This window comes from Mesorhizobium sp. P3_A2 (assembly GCF_056403115.1).
Genome location: NZ_JBFUGC010000007.1, coordinates 141,840 through 156,747, shown reverse-complemented (window position 1 = coordinate 156,747; position 14,908 = coordinate 141,840). Strand labels below are relative to the sequence as shown.

At 63.5% G+C, this 14,908-nt stretch carries 22 protein-coding genes and 1 riboswitch; of the genes, 14 read left to right on the top strand and 8 right to left on the bottom strand.

What is annotated here, in order from left to right; translation table 11 throughout:
* Together AC1DXM_RS17655 and AC1DXM_RS17650 are read left to right on the top strand one after the other, a co-directional pair.
* Positions 1-1,296, top strand: a complete 1,296-nt coding sequence (locus AC1DXM_RS17655) for an HlyD family type I secretion periplasmic adaptor subunit (RefSeq protein WP_477234666.1) — start codon at positions 1-3, stop codon at positions 1,294-1,296.
* A gap of 94 nt (positions 1,297-1,390) precedes the next feature.
* Positions 1,391-1,660, top strand: a complete 270-nt coding sequence (locus AC1DXM_RS17650) for an excalibur calcium-binding domain-containing protein (protein WP_477234664.1) — start codon at positions 1,391-1,393, stop codon at positions 1,658-1,660.
* A 3-nt stretch (positions 1,661-1,663) separates the two neighbouring features.
* Here AC1DXM_RS17650 and dinB read toward each other — a convergent pair whose 3' ends face one another.
* A complete protein-coding gene (gene dinB / locus AC1DXM_RS17645; protein ID WP_477234662.1) occupies positions 1,664-2,905 on the bottom strand; it encodes a DNA polymerase IV in 1,242 nt (413 codons plus the stop codon).
* Between the two features lie 228 nt (positions 2,906-3,133).
* On the opposite strand from dinB, the gene AC1DXM_RS17640 reads away from it, so the two are divergent.
* The 4 genes from AC1DXM_RS17640 (at position 3,134) to AC1DXM_RS17625 (ending at position 5,661) form a co-directional block, all read left to right on the top strand.
* Positions 3,134-3,370 carry a hypothetical protein gene (locus AC1DXM_RS17640; protein ID WP_477234660.1) on the top strand — a complete coding sequence of 79 codons (237 nt, stop codon included), beginning with the start codon at positions 3,134-3,136 and terminating at the stop codon, positions 3,368-3,370.
* Between the two features lie 423 nt (positions 3,371-3,793).
* Positions 3,794-4,558: a hypothetical protein gene (locus AC1DXM_RS17635; RefSeq protein WP_477234658.1), complete on the top strand. Its 765-nt coding sequence runs from the start codon at positions 3,794-3,796 to the stop codon at positions 4,556-4,558.
* A 191-nt stretch (positions 4,559-4,749) separates the two neighbouring features.
* Positions 4,750-5,157, top strand: a complete 408-nt coding sequence (locus AC1DXM_RS17630; RefSeq protein ID WP_477235030.1) for a hypothetical protein — start codon at positions 4,750-4,752, stop codon at positions 5,155-5,157.
* Between the two features lie 282 nt (positions 5,158-5,439).
* The gene (locus tag AC1DXM_RS17625) at positions 5,440-5,661 is read left to right on the top strand and encodes a hypothetical protein (protein ID WP_477234656.1); all 222 of its coding nucleotides are present in this window, start codon (positions 5,440-5,442) and stop codon (positions 5,659-5,661) included.
* A gap of 142 nt (positions 5,662-5,803) precedes the next feature.
* On the opposite strand, the gene AC1DXM_RS17620 is transcribed toward AC1DXM_RS17625, so the two are convergent.
* The 3 genes from AC1DXM_RS17620 to AC1DXM_RS17610 all read right to left on the bottom strand — a co-directional run bounded on the left by AC1DXM_RS17620 (position 5,804) and on the right by AC1DXM_RS17610 (position 6,665).
* Positions 5,804-5,953: a hypothetical protein gene (locus AC1DXM_RS17620; RefSeq protein ID WP_142870100.1), complete on the bottom strand. Its 150-nt coding sequence runs from the start codon at positions 5,951-5,953 to the stop codon at positions 5,804-5,806.
* Positions 5,954-6,013: 60 nt separating this feature from the next.
* Positions 6,014-6,298, bottom strand: a complete 285-nt coding sequence (locus AC1DXM_RS17615; protein WP_477234654.1) for a PRC-barrel domain containing protein — start codon at positions 6,296-6,298, stop codon at positions 6,014-6,016.
* A gap of 97 nt (positions 6,299-6,395) precedes the next feature.
* Entirely contained in the window at positions 6,396-6,665 is a 270-nt protein-coding gene (locus AC1DXM_RS17610; RefSeq protein ID WP_477234652.1) for a hypothetical protein, read from the bottom strand.
* A 183-nt stretch (positions 6,666-6,848) separates the two neighbouring features.
* Between AC1DXM_RS17610 and AC1DXM_RS17605 the strand changes: the two genes are divergently transcribed.
* Positions 6,849-7,148, top strand: a complete 300-nt coding sequence (locus AC1DXM_RS17605) for a hypothetical protein (protein ID WP_477234650.1) — start codon at positions 6,849-6,851, stop codon at positions 7,146-7,148.
* A gap of 15 nt (positions 7,149-7,163) precedes the next feature.
* Here AC1DXM_RS17605 and AC1DXM_RS17600 read toward each other — a convergent pair whose 3' ends face one another.
* Positions 7,164-7,472: a DUF982 domain-containing protein gene (locus tag AC1DXM_RS17600; RefSeq protein WP_477234648.1), complete on the bottom strand. Its 309-nt coding sequence runs from the start codon at positions 7,470-7,472 to the stop codon at positions 7,164-7,166.
* Between the two features lie 210 nt (positions 7,473-7,682).
* On the opposite strand from AC1DXM_RS17600, the gene AC1DXM_RS17595 reads away from it, so the two are divergent.
* The 3 genes from AC1DXM_RS17595 (at position 7,683) to AC1DXM_RS17585 (ending at position 8,635) form a co-directional block, all read left to right on the top strand.
* Positions 7,683-8,012 carry a DUF1236 domain-containing protein gene (locus AC1DXM_RS17595; protein ID WP_477234646.1) on the top strand — a complete coding sequence of 110 codons (330 nt, stop codon included), beginning with the start codon at positions 7,683-7,685 and terminating at the stop codon, positions 8,010-8,012.
* 91 nt (positions 8,013-8,103) lie between these two features.
* Positions 8,104-8,307: a hypothetical protein gene (locus tag AC1DXM_RS17590; protein WP_477234644.1), complete on the top strand. Its 204-nt coding sequence runs from the start codon at positions 8,104-8,106 to the stop codon at positions 8,305-8,307.
* Positions 8,308-8,395: 88 nt separating this feature from the next.
* A complete protein-coding gene (locus AC1DXM_RS17585) occupies positions 8,396-8,635 on the top strand; it encodes a DUF2934 domain-containing protein (RefSeq protein ID WP_477234642.1) in 240 nt (79 codons plus the stop codon).
* A gap of 122 nt (positions 8,636-8,757) precedes the next feature.
* Here AC1DXM_RS17585 and AC1DXM_RS17580 read toward each other — a convergent pair whose 3' ends face one another.
* Positions 8,758-9,123 (bottom strand): hypothetical protein, encoded by a 366-nt coding sequence (locus tag AC1DXM_RS17580; RefSeq protein WP_192248771.1) that lies wholly within the window; start codon positions 9,121-9,123, stop codon positions 8,758-8,760.
* A gap of 193 nt (positions 9,124-9,316) precedes the next feature.
* A riboswitch (TPP riboswitch) is annotated at positions 9,317-9,429 on the top strand.
* Between AC1DXM_RS17580 and AC1DXM_RS17575 the strand changes: the two genes are divergently transcribed.
* From AC1DXM_RS17575 to AC1DXM_RS17560, 4 genes are all read left to right on the top strand, one after another.
* Positions 9,420-10,028 (top strand): YkoF family thiamine/hydroxymethylpyrimidine-binding protein, encoded by a 609-nt coding sequence (locus tag AC1DXM_RS17575; RefSeq protein WP_477234640.1) that lies wholly within the window; start codon positions 9,420-9,422, stop codon positions 10,026-10,028. (Overlaps the previous riboswitch by 10 nt.)
* Positions 10,029-10,283: 255 nt before the next feature.
* Positions 10,284-11,132 carry an ABC transporter permease gene (locus AC1DXM_RS17570; protein ID WP_477235028.1) on the top strand — a complete coding sequence of 283 codons (849 nt, stop codon included), beginning with the start codon at positions 10,284-10,286 and terminating at the stop codon, positions 11,130-11,132.
* Positions 11,129-11,917 carry an ABC transporter ATP-binding protein gene (locus AC1DXM_RS17565; protein ID WP_477234638.1) on the top strand — a complete coding sequence of 263 codons (789 nt, stop codon included), beginning with the start codon at positions 11,129-11,131 and terminating at the stop codon, positions 11,915-11,917. Before AC1DXM_RS17570 ends, AC1DXM_RS17565 begins: the two co-directional genes overlap by 4 nt.
* On the top strand, positions 11,914-12,918 hold the full coding sequence (locus AC1DXM_RS17560) for an ABC transporter substrate-binding protein (protein ID WP_477234636.1): 1,005 nt from the start codon (positions 11,914-11,916) through the stop codon (positions 12,916-12,918). Before AC1DXM_RS17565 ends, AC1DXM_RS17560 begins: the two co-directional genes overlap by 4 nt.
* 91 nt (positions 12,919-13,009) lie before the next feature.
* Here AC1DXM_RS17560 and AC1DXM_RS17555 read toward each other — a convergent pair whose 3' ends face one another.
* Positions 13,010-14,059 carry a tetratricopeptide repeat protein gene (locus AC1DXM_RS17555; RefSeq protein WP_477234634.1) on the bottom strand — a complete coding sequence of 350 codons (1,050 nt, stop codon included), beginning with the start codon at positions 14,057-14,059 and terminating at the stop codon, positions 13,010-13,012.
* Positions 14,060-14,201: 142 nt separating this feature from the next.
* Entirely contained in the window at positions 14,202-14,864 is a 663-nt protein-coding gene (locus AC1DXM_RS17550; RefSeq protein WP_477234632.1) for a LexA family transcriptional regulator, read from the bottom strand.
* Positions 14,865-14,908 lie beyond the last annotated feature (44 nt).

Sequence of the window (14,908 nt, the reverse complement as noted above, 5' to 3'; positions counted from 1 at the left end):
ATGCTGAGCTCCTCCCACCAATCCATTCGACGCTATATGCGTTTCGGCCTCGTCGCGGTCGCGCTGCTGGTGGGCGGTGTCGGTGGCTGGGCATCGCTGACCCGCATTTCCGGAGCGGTCATCGCCACCGGGGTCCTCGTCGTCGATTCCCACGTCAAGGACGTGCAGCATTCGACCGGAGGCATCGTCGGCGAGATCGCCGTGCGCGACGGCGACCGCGTCAAGCGCGGTGCGCTGCTCGTGCGCCTCGATCCCACCATGCCGGCAGCCAACCTTGCCGTGGTGACCAAGGCACTCGACCAGCTGTCGGCACGCGAGGCGCGCCTCGAAGCCGAGCGCCAGGGCGCCGACGGCATCGCCTTTCCAAAGGACCTGCTCGATCGCCGTGATGATCCGGCGATCGCCGAGATCATGGCCGGCGAGCTACAGGTTTTCGAGACAAGGCGCGCAGGCCGTTCCGGCCAGAAGAGCCAGTTGCAGGAGCGCATCCTCCAACTGCAGAAGGAGATCGTGGGGAACACGGGCCAGGCAGCGGCCAAGTCGAAAGAAATCACGCTCGTCGAGGAGGAATTGGCCAGCATACGGGAGCTGTGGAAAAAACGGCTGATTTCCATCGACCGCCTGACGGCCATGGAGCGCGAGTCGGCACGGCTCGACGGCGAGCGCAGCCAGCTGATCGCGGCCCAGGCGCAAGCCCAGGGCAAGATTGCCGAGATCAATTTGCAGATACTCCAGATCGATCTCGAACTCGGCACCGAGGTCAACAAGGATTTGCGCGAGATCGACGCCAAGGTCGGCGAACTGACGGAGCGCAAGATCGCCGCCGAGGACCAGCTCAGACGCATCGACATCCGAGCGCCGCAGGACGGCGTCGTGCAGCAGTCCATTGCCCACACAATCGGCGGCGTCATCACCCCTGGCCAGACGATCATGCAGATCGTGCCCGACAGCGACAGCCTGGCCGTCGAGGCCAGGATCGCGCCGAGCGACATCGACCAGCTATGGGTCGGCCAGCCGGCCGCACTGCGCTTCTCGGCCTTCAACCAGCGCACCACGCCGCAGATCAACGGCACGGTCGAGCGCACCTCGCCGGACACGACCACCGACCAGCGCACCGGCATCAGCTACTACACCGTGCGCATCGCGACCACGAGCGCGGAAGTGGCTCGCCTTGGCGAGATCAAGCTGGTTCCGGGCATGCCGGTCGAATCCTTCATCAAGACCGCCGACCGGACCGTGATTTCCTACCTCGTCAAGCCGCTGCAAGACCAGATCAACCGCGCCTTCAGGGAGTGAGGCCAACGGGGTGCCAAGGATGATGCTCCTGCCGTTCCTGCGTTGGCCAATGCGTCGCCGCCACGGCAGGTCGGGCAGGTTGAGATGGCTGGCCATGCTGGCCCCATTCATCCTGTTGTTCGGCTACATCGTTTCCGGCTTCCTGGGCGTTCGGTTCGACTCGCCCTGGGCCGTGCTCAGGCACCTTGCGGCATTTCCGAACTGTAGCACTGCCCGCGCCGTCGGCCTGGCCCCTGCGCGTTTGGGAGAACCGGGCTACTGGCCGACGCACGACGCCGACCATGACGGCATAGCTTGCGAGCCCTGGAATGGGGCAAGCGCAAGCGGCGTCAAGGTGCATCGCTATTGGCGCACCGGCCGATAGTTTTCACAGCTCCTTTTCCGCCAGTTCGCGGAAGGCGTCGGGGACCGAGCGCCGGGCCTCCAGCGCCACCGCGCCATAGCCGACCGCCTCTCTGCCAAAGCGCTGGCGGATCTTGTCGATGGCACGGTCGGCGCCAAAGCGCGCCAGGCCCTTTTTGCTGCCGGGCCGCTGCTTCTCGTCATCGAGGCCGAGCGGTAGCTCGAGCTGCAGCTCGGCACTGTCTTCCAACTGCGACACCGAGATCGCTAGCAGCGAGATGGTCTTTTCCCGAGGGTTGGCGGCCAGCACGCCGCGTACCAGCTCCTCGGCGATTTCGGCCAGCATCGCGGTCGCCGAAACCGGCTGATCAAGCGTCACCGAGCGCGTGACCGCGTGCAGATCGGCGAAACGCACCCGCACCGTCACCGTGCGGCCGGGTCGCGATTTTGCCCTGAGCCGGCTGGCGACCCGGTCTGCCAGATGCAGAAGAACAGGTCCGAACACATGGGCCTCGGCCGGCCGCTTGCCGAGCGCCGACTGCGCGCCGGCCGAATGCGCCCGCCGGTGCGTCTCGAGTTTTCGCGGATCTCGGTTCCACGCCAGCGATGCCAGCTTCTCGCCGGCGGCGGGGCCGAGCAGCCGGCGCAACGCGCCGCTGTGGGTCTTGGCCAACTGGCCGATGGTCTCGATGCCGATCTCGGCCAGCCGCGCTTTGGTCGCCGGGCCGACGCCCCACATCAACCCGACCGGCAGGTCGTGCAGGAAGGCGAGCTCCGTTGCCGGATCGACCACCACCAGCCCGTCGGGTTTCGCCACTTGCGAGGCGATCTTGGCCAGGTGCTTGGTGCGCGCCACGCCGATCGAGATCGGCAGGCCGAGTTCAGCCCGCACACGCCGCCGCACCCTGGCGGCGATCTCGGCCGGCGACCCGAACAGATGCGTGCAGCCGGCGACATCGGCAAAGGCCTCGTCGATCGAGATGCGCTCGACCAGCGGCGTGAAATCGTCGAGCACTTTGATCGCGGCGTCGCCCAGCCTCTGGTATTCGCCGAAATTTCCGCCGACAAAGATCAACTGCGGGCAAAGCTCCCGCGCGCGCCGCCCCGGCATCCCGCCGCGCACGCCAAAAACCCTGGCCTCGTAGGATGCGGCCAGCACGACACCGCCGCCGACGGCAATCGGCTTGCCCCTGAGCGACGGGTCGAGCAGCTGCTCGACCGAGGCATAGAAGGCATCGAGATCCGCATGCAGGATGGTGGCTTCCATCCCGGCCGTTCCTTTGGGCGTTGCAGCATTAGCCGCGTCTGTTGCTAGGGGTGGTTTTAGCGAACAAATAGAGAACAAACAGGGTCCGCTGTCAAGCGAGCGCCTACCTCCAGTGAATTCGCTGGAGAACCGGCCGTCGATTGAGCCGCCTTCCGCCGGGCGCTGGGAACATTGTCCCTCGTCGCCGCGTTCATTGTCTCGATGGGACATTGTTTCGTGGAGGCCGGTATGGGCCAGTTCGAAATGATCGACCTCGTCAGCGTCGTTGACGCCTGCGCGAGCGATCGCGTTGCCGGGCACTGCGTGTCTATGGCCAAGGCCGTGGAGGAGTTGCGGGTGCTGACCGGTGATTTCGTGTCGCCGGACGAGGCAGTCGCCAACGCACTGTCGGCGGTGGCGCTGGGACGCGGCTGCGCGGTGCTGTTCGACGAACAGCCGGGCGCCGATATCTTGCTGATGCCCTAGGCTCAAATGCCGCAAGGCGCTTGAATGGGTCGTCCTCCCCGGGCGGCCTCGGCGGCTCTGCCGGAAGCTCGATCATCACGTTGGTGGCTGCCCGGTGATGTCGTATCTAGCATTCGACGCCTGCTCGATAAGTTACGCCACGACGGTCATGGCTCCGCTGGTCGCGACCTAAGTATCACAGCCAATAGGGCCTAAGGTCTGATCAGTATAGGGCGTCAGTCGCGCAAAGGGCTGATCCGCTCTGTGATTTTCATATTTATCTTACATTTCAATCAGTTACAAAAATGTCTCCAGCCTTTTGCAAGCCGATTGTCGCGCATCGCAACCACATTTATCTAAAGTTTACTCCATCGAATTAGCAAATTCTCATACGGCGCTGCTATAGCGAGTCGGCGGAGATGGGCTATCCCCCGAGGAGGTATCATGACATCCCGAAAAACTCTTTTGGCGGCGCTTGCCGCGTTTGCGCTCCTGGCCTCTCCGGCCCTGGCTGGTGCTGGTGGTAACGGTAACGGTGGTGGTCACGGCCATGGCGGTGGCAACGGCGGCGGCAACGGCCATGGCGGCGGCAACGGCAGTAGCGGCAAATCCGGCAACAGCGCCTCGCATGGCAAATCGGCATCGGCTCATGCCGGCAAGAAGGCCTCGACCGACGACCAGGCTGTCGATGACGTCGAAGTCGCCGCGACGCCCAAGGAAAAGAACATCCACGCCAAGCTTGGCCGGCTGAACTCGCTGCAACGCAACATCAACGCCTATTTGAACTCCAAGAGCAAGAAGTTCGCTGGCGTTCAGGCTTATGTGACGGCGTCGGCAGTTGCCAAGAACGCCCAAGCCGCGGTTGACGAGGCAAATGCGGCGGTGACGGCGGCTGAGGAGGCGGTGGCCGCCCAGCAGGCGGCCTTCGATGCGGCGCATGTGGATACGCCGCCAACGGCCGAGGAGCAGGCGGCCCAGGACGCAACGATGGCGGATCTGGAGGCTGCGGTCACGGATGCTGAAGAAGCGGCTGCGAAGGCGCAGGAGGCTGCGGCCGACGCTGCTGCCAATATCCCGTCGCTCGATGATGCACTCGCCGATATGGCCAACAAGCCGGTCGACCCCGAGGTCACCGAATGGGCCAACGGCGTGCTTGCCGAGAAGATCGACCAGATGGCCGCCACGCTGACTCCTCCGGCAACGCCGTAAAGCCGATCGCGGCTAAAACGGCCAGTCGAATGACCAAGCCGCCGGGGTTCGCCCCGGCGGCTTTTTTGACGGCACGGGGGAGCGCCAATATCAAGGGAAAACCGTTACTAACCCCAAGTACGGTATGGAAAATCTTCACTCCCGAGTGTAGCCTTCGCAATGCCGGGGTAACGGCATCGGGGGAGAACGACATGCCTAAGGTTTCAGAGCTCTTTTTCAAAACCGCCATCGTGTTCCTCATATTGGGGATCGCGGCCGGCTTGCAGATGGCCATTTCCGGCGAGCACAGCGCTTTTCCGGCGCATGCGCACATCAACCTGCTGGGCTGGGTGACCAGCGCCATCTTCGGCGGCTACTACGCGCTCAATCCGCAAAAGGCGGCACGCCGCATCGCCATGGTCCACTACTGGCTCTATACGGTTGGCGTGGTGATCATGCTGCCGGCCCTCTACGTGATGTTGCAGGGAAACCCGGCGCTTGAGCCCGTCGTTGCCGGAGGCTCGCTGATCGTCGCCGCTGCCGTTCTGATCTTTGCTTTCGTGGTTTTCTCGCCTGAAACGGCGCGCTCGGTCTCAGGCGTGCCGTCGCCCTCTCGCTAGACTTTCAGGCGTGCGGAGCACTTGGCGGCCGGGCCGGTGCCCGGGCCGTCTGCAGCCGATGGTTGCGGCGCCTGTCGGCGCCCGCCTCCGGCTCCTGGCCGTCGGCGGTTTCCAGGCCCGGTGCGAATTACTTTGTGACCGTTTGGCGCCGGAACCTTCCATTGGATAGCGCGTTGCGGCGTGGGTATTCGCTCTGCCTCATATACAGGCGTGGAGCAAGCGAAGCCGGCGAGGGGCAGACGGGCAGAGGGCAAAATCAAGCATGGGTTGGAGCACGATACAATGTCGAAAAGAGAAATCGGAACGTCCGCCTCATTGGGCAGACGCATTGCCGATCTGAAAGCCAGGATGCGAAACGCCAGGATTACCGAATACGAGATGCAGGCCTTCCAGAAGGTCGCTGCCATCATGGGGGGTAGCGAAGGGTCCCTACGCATCGATGCCGACGACCTGATGGCGGCGTCCTTCGTCACCGAGGCGCTGGGCGATTCCGCATCGAACTGAAGGTCCGGTCGCGCGCCCGTCGGCTCTCAAGCGCCGACGTTGCCCGGCGCCGGCGCGCAGGTCGCCGTCGGAGCGTGTACGCAGCACACGCTCAGCGTCGGGCGATTGCCTGTGCGCGCTGTGAAGAGCTCGGGGAGCGATCTCAATGGCGCTTGAAATACTGTACTTCGCGTTCGTGTTTCTCGGCCGCCTCACGGCTGTCGAAGGTGCCGAGGTTGCGTCGCCGTCCGGTCTTTTCATCGACCTTGCGCGAATAGAGGCGGTATTTTCCTGATTTGAGTTTTCTGATCATCGGTCTCTCCCTGGTCACCAGGGCGCCGCAGAAGCCAAGCCGCCAGGGCGCGCCGGCGTATCAGTCGCGATGCTCCGGCATCGCCTTGAGCTGATCCTTGGTCCAGCTGGTGACGGCGTGGACGTCGCCATCCTCGTCGCGCATGAAATCAAGCTGGCTGGTGGTGACCGCCACCGGCTTGGCGCCGATGCCAAGAAAGCCGCCGACGTCGATGACAACCTGACTGCCATGCAGATGATCGACAGAACCGATCTTCTCGTCCTCAGGGCCATAGATGGTCGCGCCTTCGAGTATGTCGGGCGTCAGTTCCGTGCTGGCGAGTCGTGCGTGATTGGTGTGATCCATGACCGGTCTCCTCTGGGTTGGACAATTTCCTAACCAGCGAACAGACGAAGAGTTCCGGTAAAACGCCACGAAAGTCCGGCGCGAATTGCTTCGAGCCTCACACTTCGTCGAAAGGGCCACCGCGCCGCGCGGGGTCGCGACCAATGGCGGCTTCCTCGGCATCGTCGGGCAAGGCATCGTCACTGTCCTGATAGGGGTTGTCGTCGTCTTCCTCGGGCAGGTCGCCTTCCTTCTCGACACCGGTGTCCGGCAGGCTTTCTTCATCTGCCCCGTCGGGCAGGATCCTTGCGCCACGCAACGCATCCCAGTCCTGCTGGCGCGGCGTCGGGGCTTCCACTTCGTCGCTTGGTTTTCTACGCGGGTCCATGATTTTCTCCTTGGTCAGTGCTTGCATCGAGTAGGTGGAACTCGCCGCCGGCAGGCAGGTTCCCCGAAACCGGTCCAGCTTGCTTGGGGACCACTTAGGAACCAGTGGGGGAACCACTTGGGGAACCAATTGCCGCTGGGCTGCATTTGCCAAAAGAAGACGATTCCAGACGGAGACCGGACAATGAAGATCTTTGTTTTCTTGCCGTGTGCGCTGCTGGCACTTGCCGGCCCTGCCGCCGCGCAAGACAGCGGCGAGGGCACTCCTCCCGTGCCTTGCCAGGCCCAGCCCCAGGATGGCGGCCAGCAGCCGCCCCTGGCCGATGACGGCAATGGCAATTCGACCGCCAATCTTGGTTCTTGCGGCGGCGTGCTGCAGCCGCCGCCCAGCGGTGACCAGGGCATGACGCAGCCACCGCCGGACCAGGGCAAAACACCGGTGATCAAGCCCGGCGAGGTGCCTGTGCAGCCACCGAAACAATGATCTCGCTTGAGGTCTCTACAGTGTGGACCGGGGCCGGCCAATTCCAGCCTTGGCCAGGCGCAGCGCGGTCACCGGATCAATGCCGGTCCAGGCAATGCCGGCCGTCTCCGTAAAGGCTGTGAAAGCCTGCCGCGCCTGGTCTTTGGTCACGTGTCCAGCCCTTGCCATTTCGCAGGCCCTCAGCGCCGTTTCGTAAATCTTGCCGCGCCTGGCGTGCGGCCATTCCTGAAGAAAATTCTGCATCTCGGCCAGCGTCGTGATGTCGCGTCGGAAGCCGGCGCCGACGGCAATTGCCACCGGATTTTGCAGCGGCATATCGTCCATTTCGAAGATCTCCTGAGGATCATCCTTCAATGCGAATCATGCCTGTGCGGTTCCAGCAGCAATAGCGGATGGGACCAATCAATTAGTCTCCACTTACGGAACTAGACCGTACCGGAGGCGTTTGCCTCCAGGAGCCCGCCAATTTGATCCGTAATGTTTTCGCTTCGTGCGGGAGCTCGGCGGAGCTCGCAACAACGACAGGAGACGAAGATGAAAACCGTCCTTATTCCAGCAGTCGCCGGGCTCGCCATGATGGCAGGTCTCGGTGTTGCCGTGGCCGACGAGGTCATTGTCACGCAGCCGGCGCAGCAGCAGGTGATCATCACCCCTGAACAGCGCACGGTCGTGCACCAATACGTAAAAAAACATCCGCTGGCCTCGGTTAGTCTTCTCGGCGTTGAGTTGAATGTCGGCTCCGCCTTGCCCGACACTGTCGAACTGCAGGAGGTTCCTGACGTTCAGTACAGATATGCTGTGGTCGACAACCATACAGTGTTGGTCGATCCCAGCACGCGCAGGATCGTTGAGGTGGTCGAATAGCGCTGACCATAACTGACCGAACCACCAATACGGCCCTGTCGTTCATCCCAAAAGGGGCGGCAGGGCCGAATGATGAAAGGAGCATTACCCCATGTTGCCGCATGTCGAGACCAACGTGGCGGCGTGTTGCGACAAGCTGTTGGCTGAGCGCAGCACCGCGCTGTTGTCGATGAGGGAAGCGATTGAGCTGCTGCGGGAGCGCACCGGCACGGATCGGTCGGATGCCGACCTCGCCGGGCTGATCACCAAGAAAGCGGCGCTGCTCGGTGTTGCGATCGTTTCCGATCCGCATTGAAAGCACACTCAAGACGCCGGCTCAAATTTCGGCTAATGTTTTCGTGGAATCTGGACCCAACCGATCGGACCCAACCACGGAGGCTTAAGTGACGGACGACAGACAGGACCGCATTCGCCAGCGGGCACATGAGATTTGGGAACAGGCCGGCCGACCAGAAGGCGCGCATCAGGAGCACTGGGAACAGGCCACGGCCGAAATAGATGGTGCGGCCGCCAAACCGAAGAAGGCGGCGAAGAAGGCTGCTGCGAAGCCCGTCAAGGCCGACGCCAAGCCCAAGGCTGCAAAGCCGGCGGCCGCAAAGTCCGGCAAAGCCAAGTCGAAATAGGCAAGGGCAGAATTCGCCCGGGCGGCCTCGTTCTGGATGTCGCCGTTCGGCGCACCCGGGTCCGACGAATTGCGCCCCCAACGGGGAGCGCAATTCATTGTGCATGAAGATCGCGTTATACCCTATGCCTCCCAGGCATAACTCGACAGGGCAAAGCGGATACCGGCAGCTGTCATGACCAGTTCGCATTCGGTGATCTGGCGCAGGTGGCGCAGATAGCGCGCCACCGTCTGCGGCAGCCAGCCGGCGCAGGCTTCGACATAGGCGCGGCTGTGAACGAGCGTGCCGGTCGACAGCCTCTCGTCCTTCTCGGCAATCACTTTCAAATATTGGCGGATGAAACGAATATCGTCGGCGATGTCCTGGCTGGCCATTCGCCATGCTCCGGCAACGCGTTCGCGCTGGTCAAGCGACAGGGGCGGCAGCAGCGGAAGTGACAACAGCGGGCGGGAGAGGTCGGCGAAGGCGCCATGGTTCGCTGTGCTCACGGAATTCCCCTTGTTGAAAGGAAATATCGTACTTTATGTACGATATTTCGTCAAGGATGACGCGTACAATTTGAACGAATTCAACTTTCGAAATGATGCGGATTTTCCTGAAGCCAAGAAACCTGGCCCAACACACTTCGCGATGACAGTCGAAAAATACTCTTCCCCAATGCCTCGAACAGTGCTTTAACCCGCCCATCCACAGGGGTGCTCCGTATGGTCGGGGCTGAGATGAGGGCGGCAAGCCTTCGGACCCTAAAGCTGATCTGGATAATACCAGCGGAGCGAGGCGGGCGATGTTTTCCGGTGCACAGATTTCCCTTTATCCCATGACCGACGATTTCGTCGGCGTCATCCTTGGCGCGCTCGGCGCGCTCGATCCCTGGCGCGACCGGCTGCGGATCGAGACCGACGACATCTCGACGCTTCTGGTCGGGCCGCCCGAGGTGTTGTTTCCAGCCATGCGCGACCTGTTCGTGGCGGCCGCCAAAAGCGGCAAGCACTGCGTGCTTTCGGCTGCGGTTTCGCGTGGCTGTCCAGGTGAGCCCGACGATCCGATCTGCCGCTCCGACGAGACCGGCGGACCCGCCATTGCGCTGGACGAGCGCAAGCTCGCCGCGATCCGCGCCGTCCAGGCTACGCCATCGACCGACCAGCCGGTGGCAGCGCAGTTCTCGCTCTATGTGATGGGCACGGGCGACCATATGGACGAGATCTATGGCTGCATCGATTTCCTGAAGCAGTCCGGCGTCTTTGAACGCTCGAAGAACTTCTGCACCAAACTGTGTGGCGATGCCGGCGCGGTGTTTGCAACGCTCACTGAGGCCTTCTGCCGCTTCGGCCCGGGCGCCGGCCACGTCACCCTCGACATCACGATTTCGGCGAACAGCCCGAGCGCCGTCTGAGCCGCGTCTTTGCGCGCGCCGTTGAGGGAAATTGTCGTGGCTGTTTTGTCCAACCCATTGCGTGGGGGAGATGCCTCCGCTTCTGATCAGCGAGGCGGAGTGGAATCTTCTGCGATTGACGAAGGCCGCGATGCCAGCGAATCTCCCCCCTCGAGGGGGAGATGGCCGGCAGGCCAGAGGGGGTCCGAGCGCGTGGAGCGCCGACGTCCTCTTCGCGTCGGTAGGGCGTGGGCGCTCTATGCGAGACGACCCCCTCTGTCGCCTTCGGCGACATCTCCCCCTCAAGGGGGGAGATCAGCCGCCGCCATCGCCAAGGCCATCCCCGCAGCCATCTCCTTCGCCCTGCTCCTTGCGGCCTGGGAGCTCTACGCCCGCTATGGCGGCGTCACGCATGGCATGCTGCCGGGCATGCTGCCGGCGCCGTCGCGCGTGCTGCTGCAGGCCTGGGAAAACCGCGGCGCCCTTGCCGACAACACGCTTCCCACCATCCGCGCCACATCAGCGGGCTTCGCCTGCTCGTTGATTGCCGCCTTCGTGCTTTCGGCGCTGGTGGATTTTCTGGCCCCGCTGCGCCGAGCGCTCTTCCCGCTGCTGATCGTCAGCCAGACCTTGCCGCTGGTCGCCATCGCGCCGCTCATCGTGCTGTGGTTCGGCTTCGGGCTGATGCCGAAAATCCTGCTCGTCGCACTGGTCACTTTCTTCCCGATGATGGTGGCGCTGGTCGAAGGCTACGCTGCAACGAGCAAGGAGATTGCCCAGATGCTCGCCGCCATGGGGGCAGGGCGCTGGCGCATCTTCTGGCTGACGCGGCTGCCTTCGGCGCTGCCCTATTTCTTCGCCGGGCTGCGCATCTCCATCACCTATGCCGTGGTCGGCGCGATCTTCGCCGAATATGCCGGCGCGGCGAAAGGGCTGGGCATCTACATGCTCAACGCCAAGAACAATTTCCGCCCCGATCTGGTGCTCGCCGCGGTCGCCGTCAGCGCGGCGCTCACGCTTGCATTGTTCGGCCTCGCTGTGCTCATCCAGCGTCTCGCCATGCCTTGGGAACATGCAGGGAGCGAGAGCCGTGACGGCAAGGCTTCGGGAGAGAGCTCCCAATGACACGGCTCGAACTCCGCGATATCAGCAAAAGCTTCGGCGCGCTGGAGGTGCTTGCCGGCATTTCGCTTCATGTCGCGGCCGGCGAGTTCGTCTCCATTCTCGGGCCCTCCGGCGCCGGCAAGTCGACACTGTTCCAACTGCTCACCGGTGCGCTGAAAGGCGAGGGCGACATGCGCTTCGATGGTGCGCCACTCGACAACCATGGCCGCCATTTCGCCTTCATGCCGCAGCGCGACGCGCTGATGCCGTGGCGGCGCGTCATCGACAATGTGACGCTGGGGCTGGAGGTGCAGGGCATGAAGCGCCGCGAGGCGCGCGAGCAAGTCGCGCCGCTGTTCGCTGATTTCGGCCTGGCCGGTTTCGAGCGCGCCTGGCCGGCAGAACTCTCCGGCGGCATGCGCCAGCGCGCCGCGCTTTTGCGCACCGTGGTGCAGCAACGCGACATGCTGCTGCTCGACGAGCCCTTCGGCGCGCTGGATGCGCTGACACGCGCGGCCATGCAGCGCTGGCTGGAAGGCATGTGGCGGCGTCATCGCTGGACGGCGCTGCTGATCACCCATGACGTGCGTGAAGCGGTGTACCTGTCGGACCGCATCTACCTCCTGTCGGCGCGGCCGGCCCGCATCATCAGCGAGATCGCCGTGCCGCTGCCGCGCCCGCGCGCCGCCGGCGGCGATGCCGCGCGCCAGGCCGCTGTGCTTGAAGCCGAAATCCTCGACACGCTGCTCAATCCCGGGGCTGACCGAGCCTCGTTCCCGCAAACCGCTCAAAGGAGATCATCATGACCGAATTCACCCGCCGGCAAGCGCTGCTGTTGACGCTGGCTGCCGGACTGCCGCTGGCCTCGCGCGCTCAAGCTGCCGCGCAAAAAGCCACCGTCGCGCTCGACTGGACGGTCAACACCAACCACATCGGCCTGTTCGTTGCCCGCGACAAAGGCTTTTACGACGAGGCCGGACTCATCGTCGACATCCTGCCTTATGGCGATACCGGCGCCGGCACGCTGGTCGCCAACCGCATCGCCGATTTCGGCATTGCCGGCGTTGGCCTGTTCACCCAGCGCGCCGCCGGCGCCGACCTCAAGGCGGTCTACGCCGTGGTGCAGCAGGAGACCGGCCGGCTGGTCTTCAACGCGGATCGCGGCGAGATCAAGAGCCCGAAGAATCTCGACGGCCTGACCTATGGCGGCTTCGGCAGCGCCTGGGAAAACACGCTGATCTCGACCATTATCCGCCACGATGGCGGCAGGGGCAGTTTCGAGACGGTGACGCTCGGCACCTCGGCCTATGAGGCGCTGGCCAACGGCTCGGTCGACTTCACGCTGGAAGTCTCGACCTGGGAAGGCGTCGATGCCGAGTTGAAGGGTATCAGGCAGCGCGGCTTCCGCTACGCCGATTATGGTGTGCCGGACGAGCACACCACTGTCATCGCCTCCAGCGATGCCTATCTCCAGGCAAACCCGAAAGCGGCGTCGGCCTTCGTCGAGGCTACGCGGCGCGGCTATCAGTTTGCCGTCGATCATCCCCAAGATGCTGGCGACCTGCTGATCGCTTCCAACAAGGACGCTCTGACCGACCCGGCCCTGATCCACGCCTCGCTGAAGATGCTGGTCGACGGGCACTTCCTCAAGAGCGAGGCCGGCGTCATCGGCACCATTGACAAGGCCAAGGTCGAGGCGATGGGAGATTACCTCTTCAACGCCGGCATATTGCTCGACGCCGACGGCAAGGCGCTGAAGGAGCGACCGGATTTTGGAGCGTATTTCACGAACGAGTTTCTGGCGTAAGGGCTCGAACTGCTGATCTCCCCCCTTGCGGGGGAGATGGCCGGTAGGCCAGAGGGGGGTGCGAAGGAACGCGACCTTCCTTTCTGGCAACCTACTTCCCGCCGAGGCTTGCCGCCGTCTTCCGGTCGGCCTCGGCGCGTTCGCGGTTCCCCTTCGCCTTCCAGGAGGCGCTTCGGGCGTTGTAGAAATCGGCGGATTTCTGATTGAGCGCGATTGCCTGGTCGTAGTCGACGATGGCCTGGTCGTGGTCGCCCTTGTGCGCCCAGGCGAGGCCCAGCGCGTAGTAGGCATCGGCCAACTTCGGGTCGAGGTCCACGGCCTTGTCGTAGTCGGCGATGGCGCGGTCGTCGTCGCCCTTGTTTGACCAGGCTAGACCCCGGCCGTAGTAGGCGTAGGCGCGTTTCGGATCGAGGCCGATAGCCACGTTGAAATCGGCGATGGCGCGGTTGTAGTCGCCTTTGCCGCCCCAGCTCAGGCCACGGTTTTCATAGACCCCGATGAGTGTCGGATCGAGGGCAATGGCCCGGTTGTAGTCGGCGATGGCGTGATCGAAGGCGCCCTCCGCCGCCCACGCGCCGCCCCGGTTGAGGTATGCGGATGCGTTCTTGGGATCGGCGATGATCGCCAGGTTGTAATCCGCGATGGCCCGGTCATTGTCGCCCTTGTACGACCAGGCAAGGCCTCGGTTGTTGTAAGCAGCGCTGCTTTTCGGGTCGAAGGCGATCGCCTGACCATAATCGGCAATGGCCCGGTCGTAATCGCCTTTCGTGGCCCAGTCGTAGCCTCGGTTGTAGTAAGCAGATGCGTATTCAGGATTGAGGCCTATCGCCTGGTCGCTATCGGCGATGGCGCGGTCGAGATCACCTTCCATGGACCAGGCGTAGGCGCGCTTGAAGTAGGCTGTCGCACGCCTGTCAGGAGCGTCGGCCTGGTTATCAATGATTTGCGTGCAGGCTTCGATCCGCCGGCTGGGGTTGGCCGCATTGCCGATGCAGGCCGCATAGGTGAGATTGGCGGCGATCCACATCGCGCCGCGGACGTCCACCGCGACGAGGCCGGTCAGCAGCAGCAACAGCGGCAGGCGCCATTTTCGCACCAGCCGTATCAGCCGGCTTTCGCCCACGCCTTCCCGGTTCGTCATTTCGCCGGTTCTCCCCCCGAAAACCATTGACCTCGGCCGACACCGACGGCTGCTTGCCATGCAAGCAGAAATTGCGGCGTCGAGAAAGAGCAACGTTCAGATTTCGAGGCCGAAGGCAAAGCGGTGCCGCGGCTGTAGCCCCTCACATATCGATCATCGAGCGCTTCACCCGGCCGATGATGGTGATGGCGCCTTCCAGGGCCGGCGGCGGGATGTCCATGTAGGAGGCCGGCTGGAAGGGCGGGTTCTCGTTGGGGCGATAGCGCTTGTAGGTGGCTTGGCCGCTTTCGTCCGAAATGACGTAGCAGCCATTGGTCACCAGCCGCTTGTCGCGCAGATTGACGAAGATGATCGAATCCGGCGGCGAGATCTTGTTCATCGACGGACCGTCGACGCGCAGCGCAATCCACTGGCCCTGCTCGAGATCGGTGGTGGGGATGGTCGGATAATCGCTGAGATTGACCACCATGTCCTGGCTGCCGAGTTCGCCGGCGCTGATCCACGAGACAATGGGCACGTCGACCGTGGCCAGCGACGGCATCGGGATCTGCCGGCCCGCCTCGTCAAAACCGAAATGGCCGCCCGAATGGCTGCTGCTCTCGCCATTGAACAAGAGCCAGCCGGGGTCGACGCCGAACAGGCGGCCATATTTCTCCGCCGCCTTGCGCGACAGCGGCCGGTTGCCGTTCTCGTGGCTGATCAGCGTGTTCTTGTTGATGTCGCGCAATGCCCGCGCGGCGTCGCTCGGCGAGGCATAACCCGCCTCCGCCCGTGCCTGCTGCAATCTGTGCCTCGGTTCCTGCATCGTACAAATTGCCTGAAATTTATCGTCCAATACGTACGATTTCG

Bases quoted from the DNA above. Each gene is read 5' to 3' on its own strand.
- AC1DXM_RS17555 (WP_477234634.1), bottom strand. From the start codon at position 14,059: ATGACGAACCGGGAAGGCGTGGGCGAAAGCCGGCTGATACGGCTGGTG.
- AC1DXM_RS17625 (WP_477234656.1), top strand. From the start codon at position 5,440: ATGTCGAAAAGAGAAATCGGAACGTCCGCCTCATTGGGCAGACGCATT.
- AC1DXM_RS17550 (WP_477234632.1), bottom strand. From the start codon at position 14,864: ATGCAGGAACCGAGGCACAGATTGCAGCAGGCACGGGCGGAGGCGGGT.
- AC1DXM_RS17620 (WP_142870100.1), bottom strand. From the start codon at position 5,953: ATGATCAGAAAACTCAAATCAGGAAAATACCGCCTCTATTCGCGCAAG.
- AC1DXM_RS17605 (WP_477234650.1), top strand. From the start codon at position 6,849: ATGAAGATCTTTGTTTTCTTGCCGTGTGCGCTGCTGGCACTTGCCGGC.
- AC1DXM_RS17640 (WP_477234660.1), top strand. From the start codon at position 3,134: ATGGGCCAGTTCGAAATGATCGACCTCGTCAGCGTCGTTGACGCCTGC.
- AC1DXM_RS17560 (WP_477234636.1), top strand. From the start codon at position 11,914: ATGACCGAATTCACCCGCCGGCAAGCGCTGCTGTTGACGCTGGCTGCC.
- AC1DXM_RS17595 (WP_477234646.1), top strand. From the start codon at position 7,683: ATGAAAACCGTCCTTATTCCAGCAGTCGCCGGGCTCGCCATGATGGCA.
- AC1DXM_RS17600 (WP_477234648.1), bottom strand. From the start codon at position 7,472: ATGGACGATATGCCGCTGCAAAATCCGGTGGCAATTGCCGTCGGCGCC.
- AC1DXM_RS17650 (WP_477234664.1), top strand. From the start codon at position 1,391: ATGCTGGCCCCATTCATCCTGTTGTTCGGCTACATCGTTTCCGGCTTC.
- dinB (WP_477234662.1), bottom strand. From the start codon at position 2,905: ATGGAAGCCACCATCCTGCATGCGGATCTCGATGCCTTCTATGCCTCG.
- AC1DXM_RS17630 (WP_477235030.1), top strand. From the start codon at position 4,750: ATGCCTAAGGTTTCAGAGCTCTTTTTCAAAACCGCCATCGTGTTCCTC.
- AC1DXM_RS17590 (WP_477234644.1), top strand. From the start codon at position 8,104: ATGTTGCCGCATGTCGAGACCAACGTGGCGGCGTGTTGCGACAAGCTG.
- AC1DXM_RS17635 (WP_477234658.1), top strand. From the start codon at position 3,794: ATGACATCCCGAAAAACTCTTTTGGCGGCGCTTGCCGCGTTTGCGCTC.
- AC1DXM_RS17655 (WP_477234666.1), top strand. From the start codon at position 1: ATGCTGAGCTCCTCCCACCAATCCATTCGACGCTATATGCGTTTCGGC.
- AC1DXM_RS17565 (WP_477234638.1), top strand. From the start codon at position 11,129: ATGACACGGCTCGAACTCCGCGATATCAGCAAAAGCTTCGGCGCGCTG.
- AC1DXM_RS17575 (WP_477234640.1), top strand. From the start codon at position 9,420: ATGTTTTCCGGTGCACAGATTTCCCTTTATCCCATGACCGACGATTTC.
- AC1DXM_RS17615 (WP_477234654.1), bottom strand. From the start codon at position 6,298: ATGGATCACACCAATCACGCACGACTCGCCAGCACGGAACTGACGCCC.
- AC1DXM_RS17610 (WP_477234652.1), bottom strand. From the start codon at position 6,665: ATGGACCCGCGTAGAAAACCAAGCGACGAAGTGGAAGCCCCGACGCCG.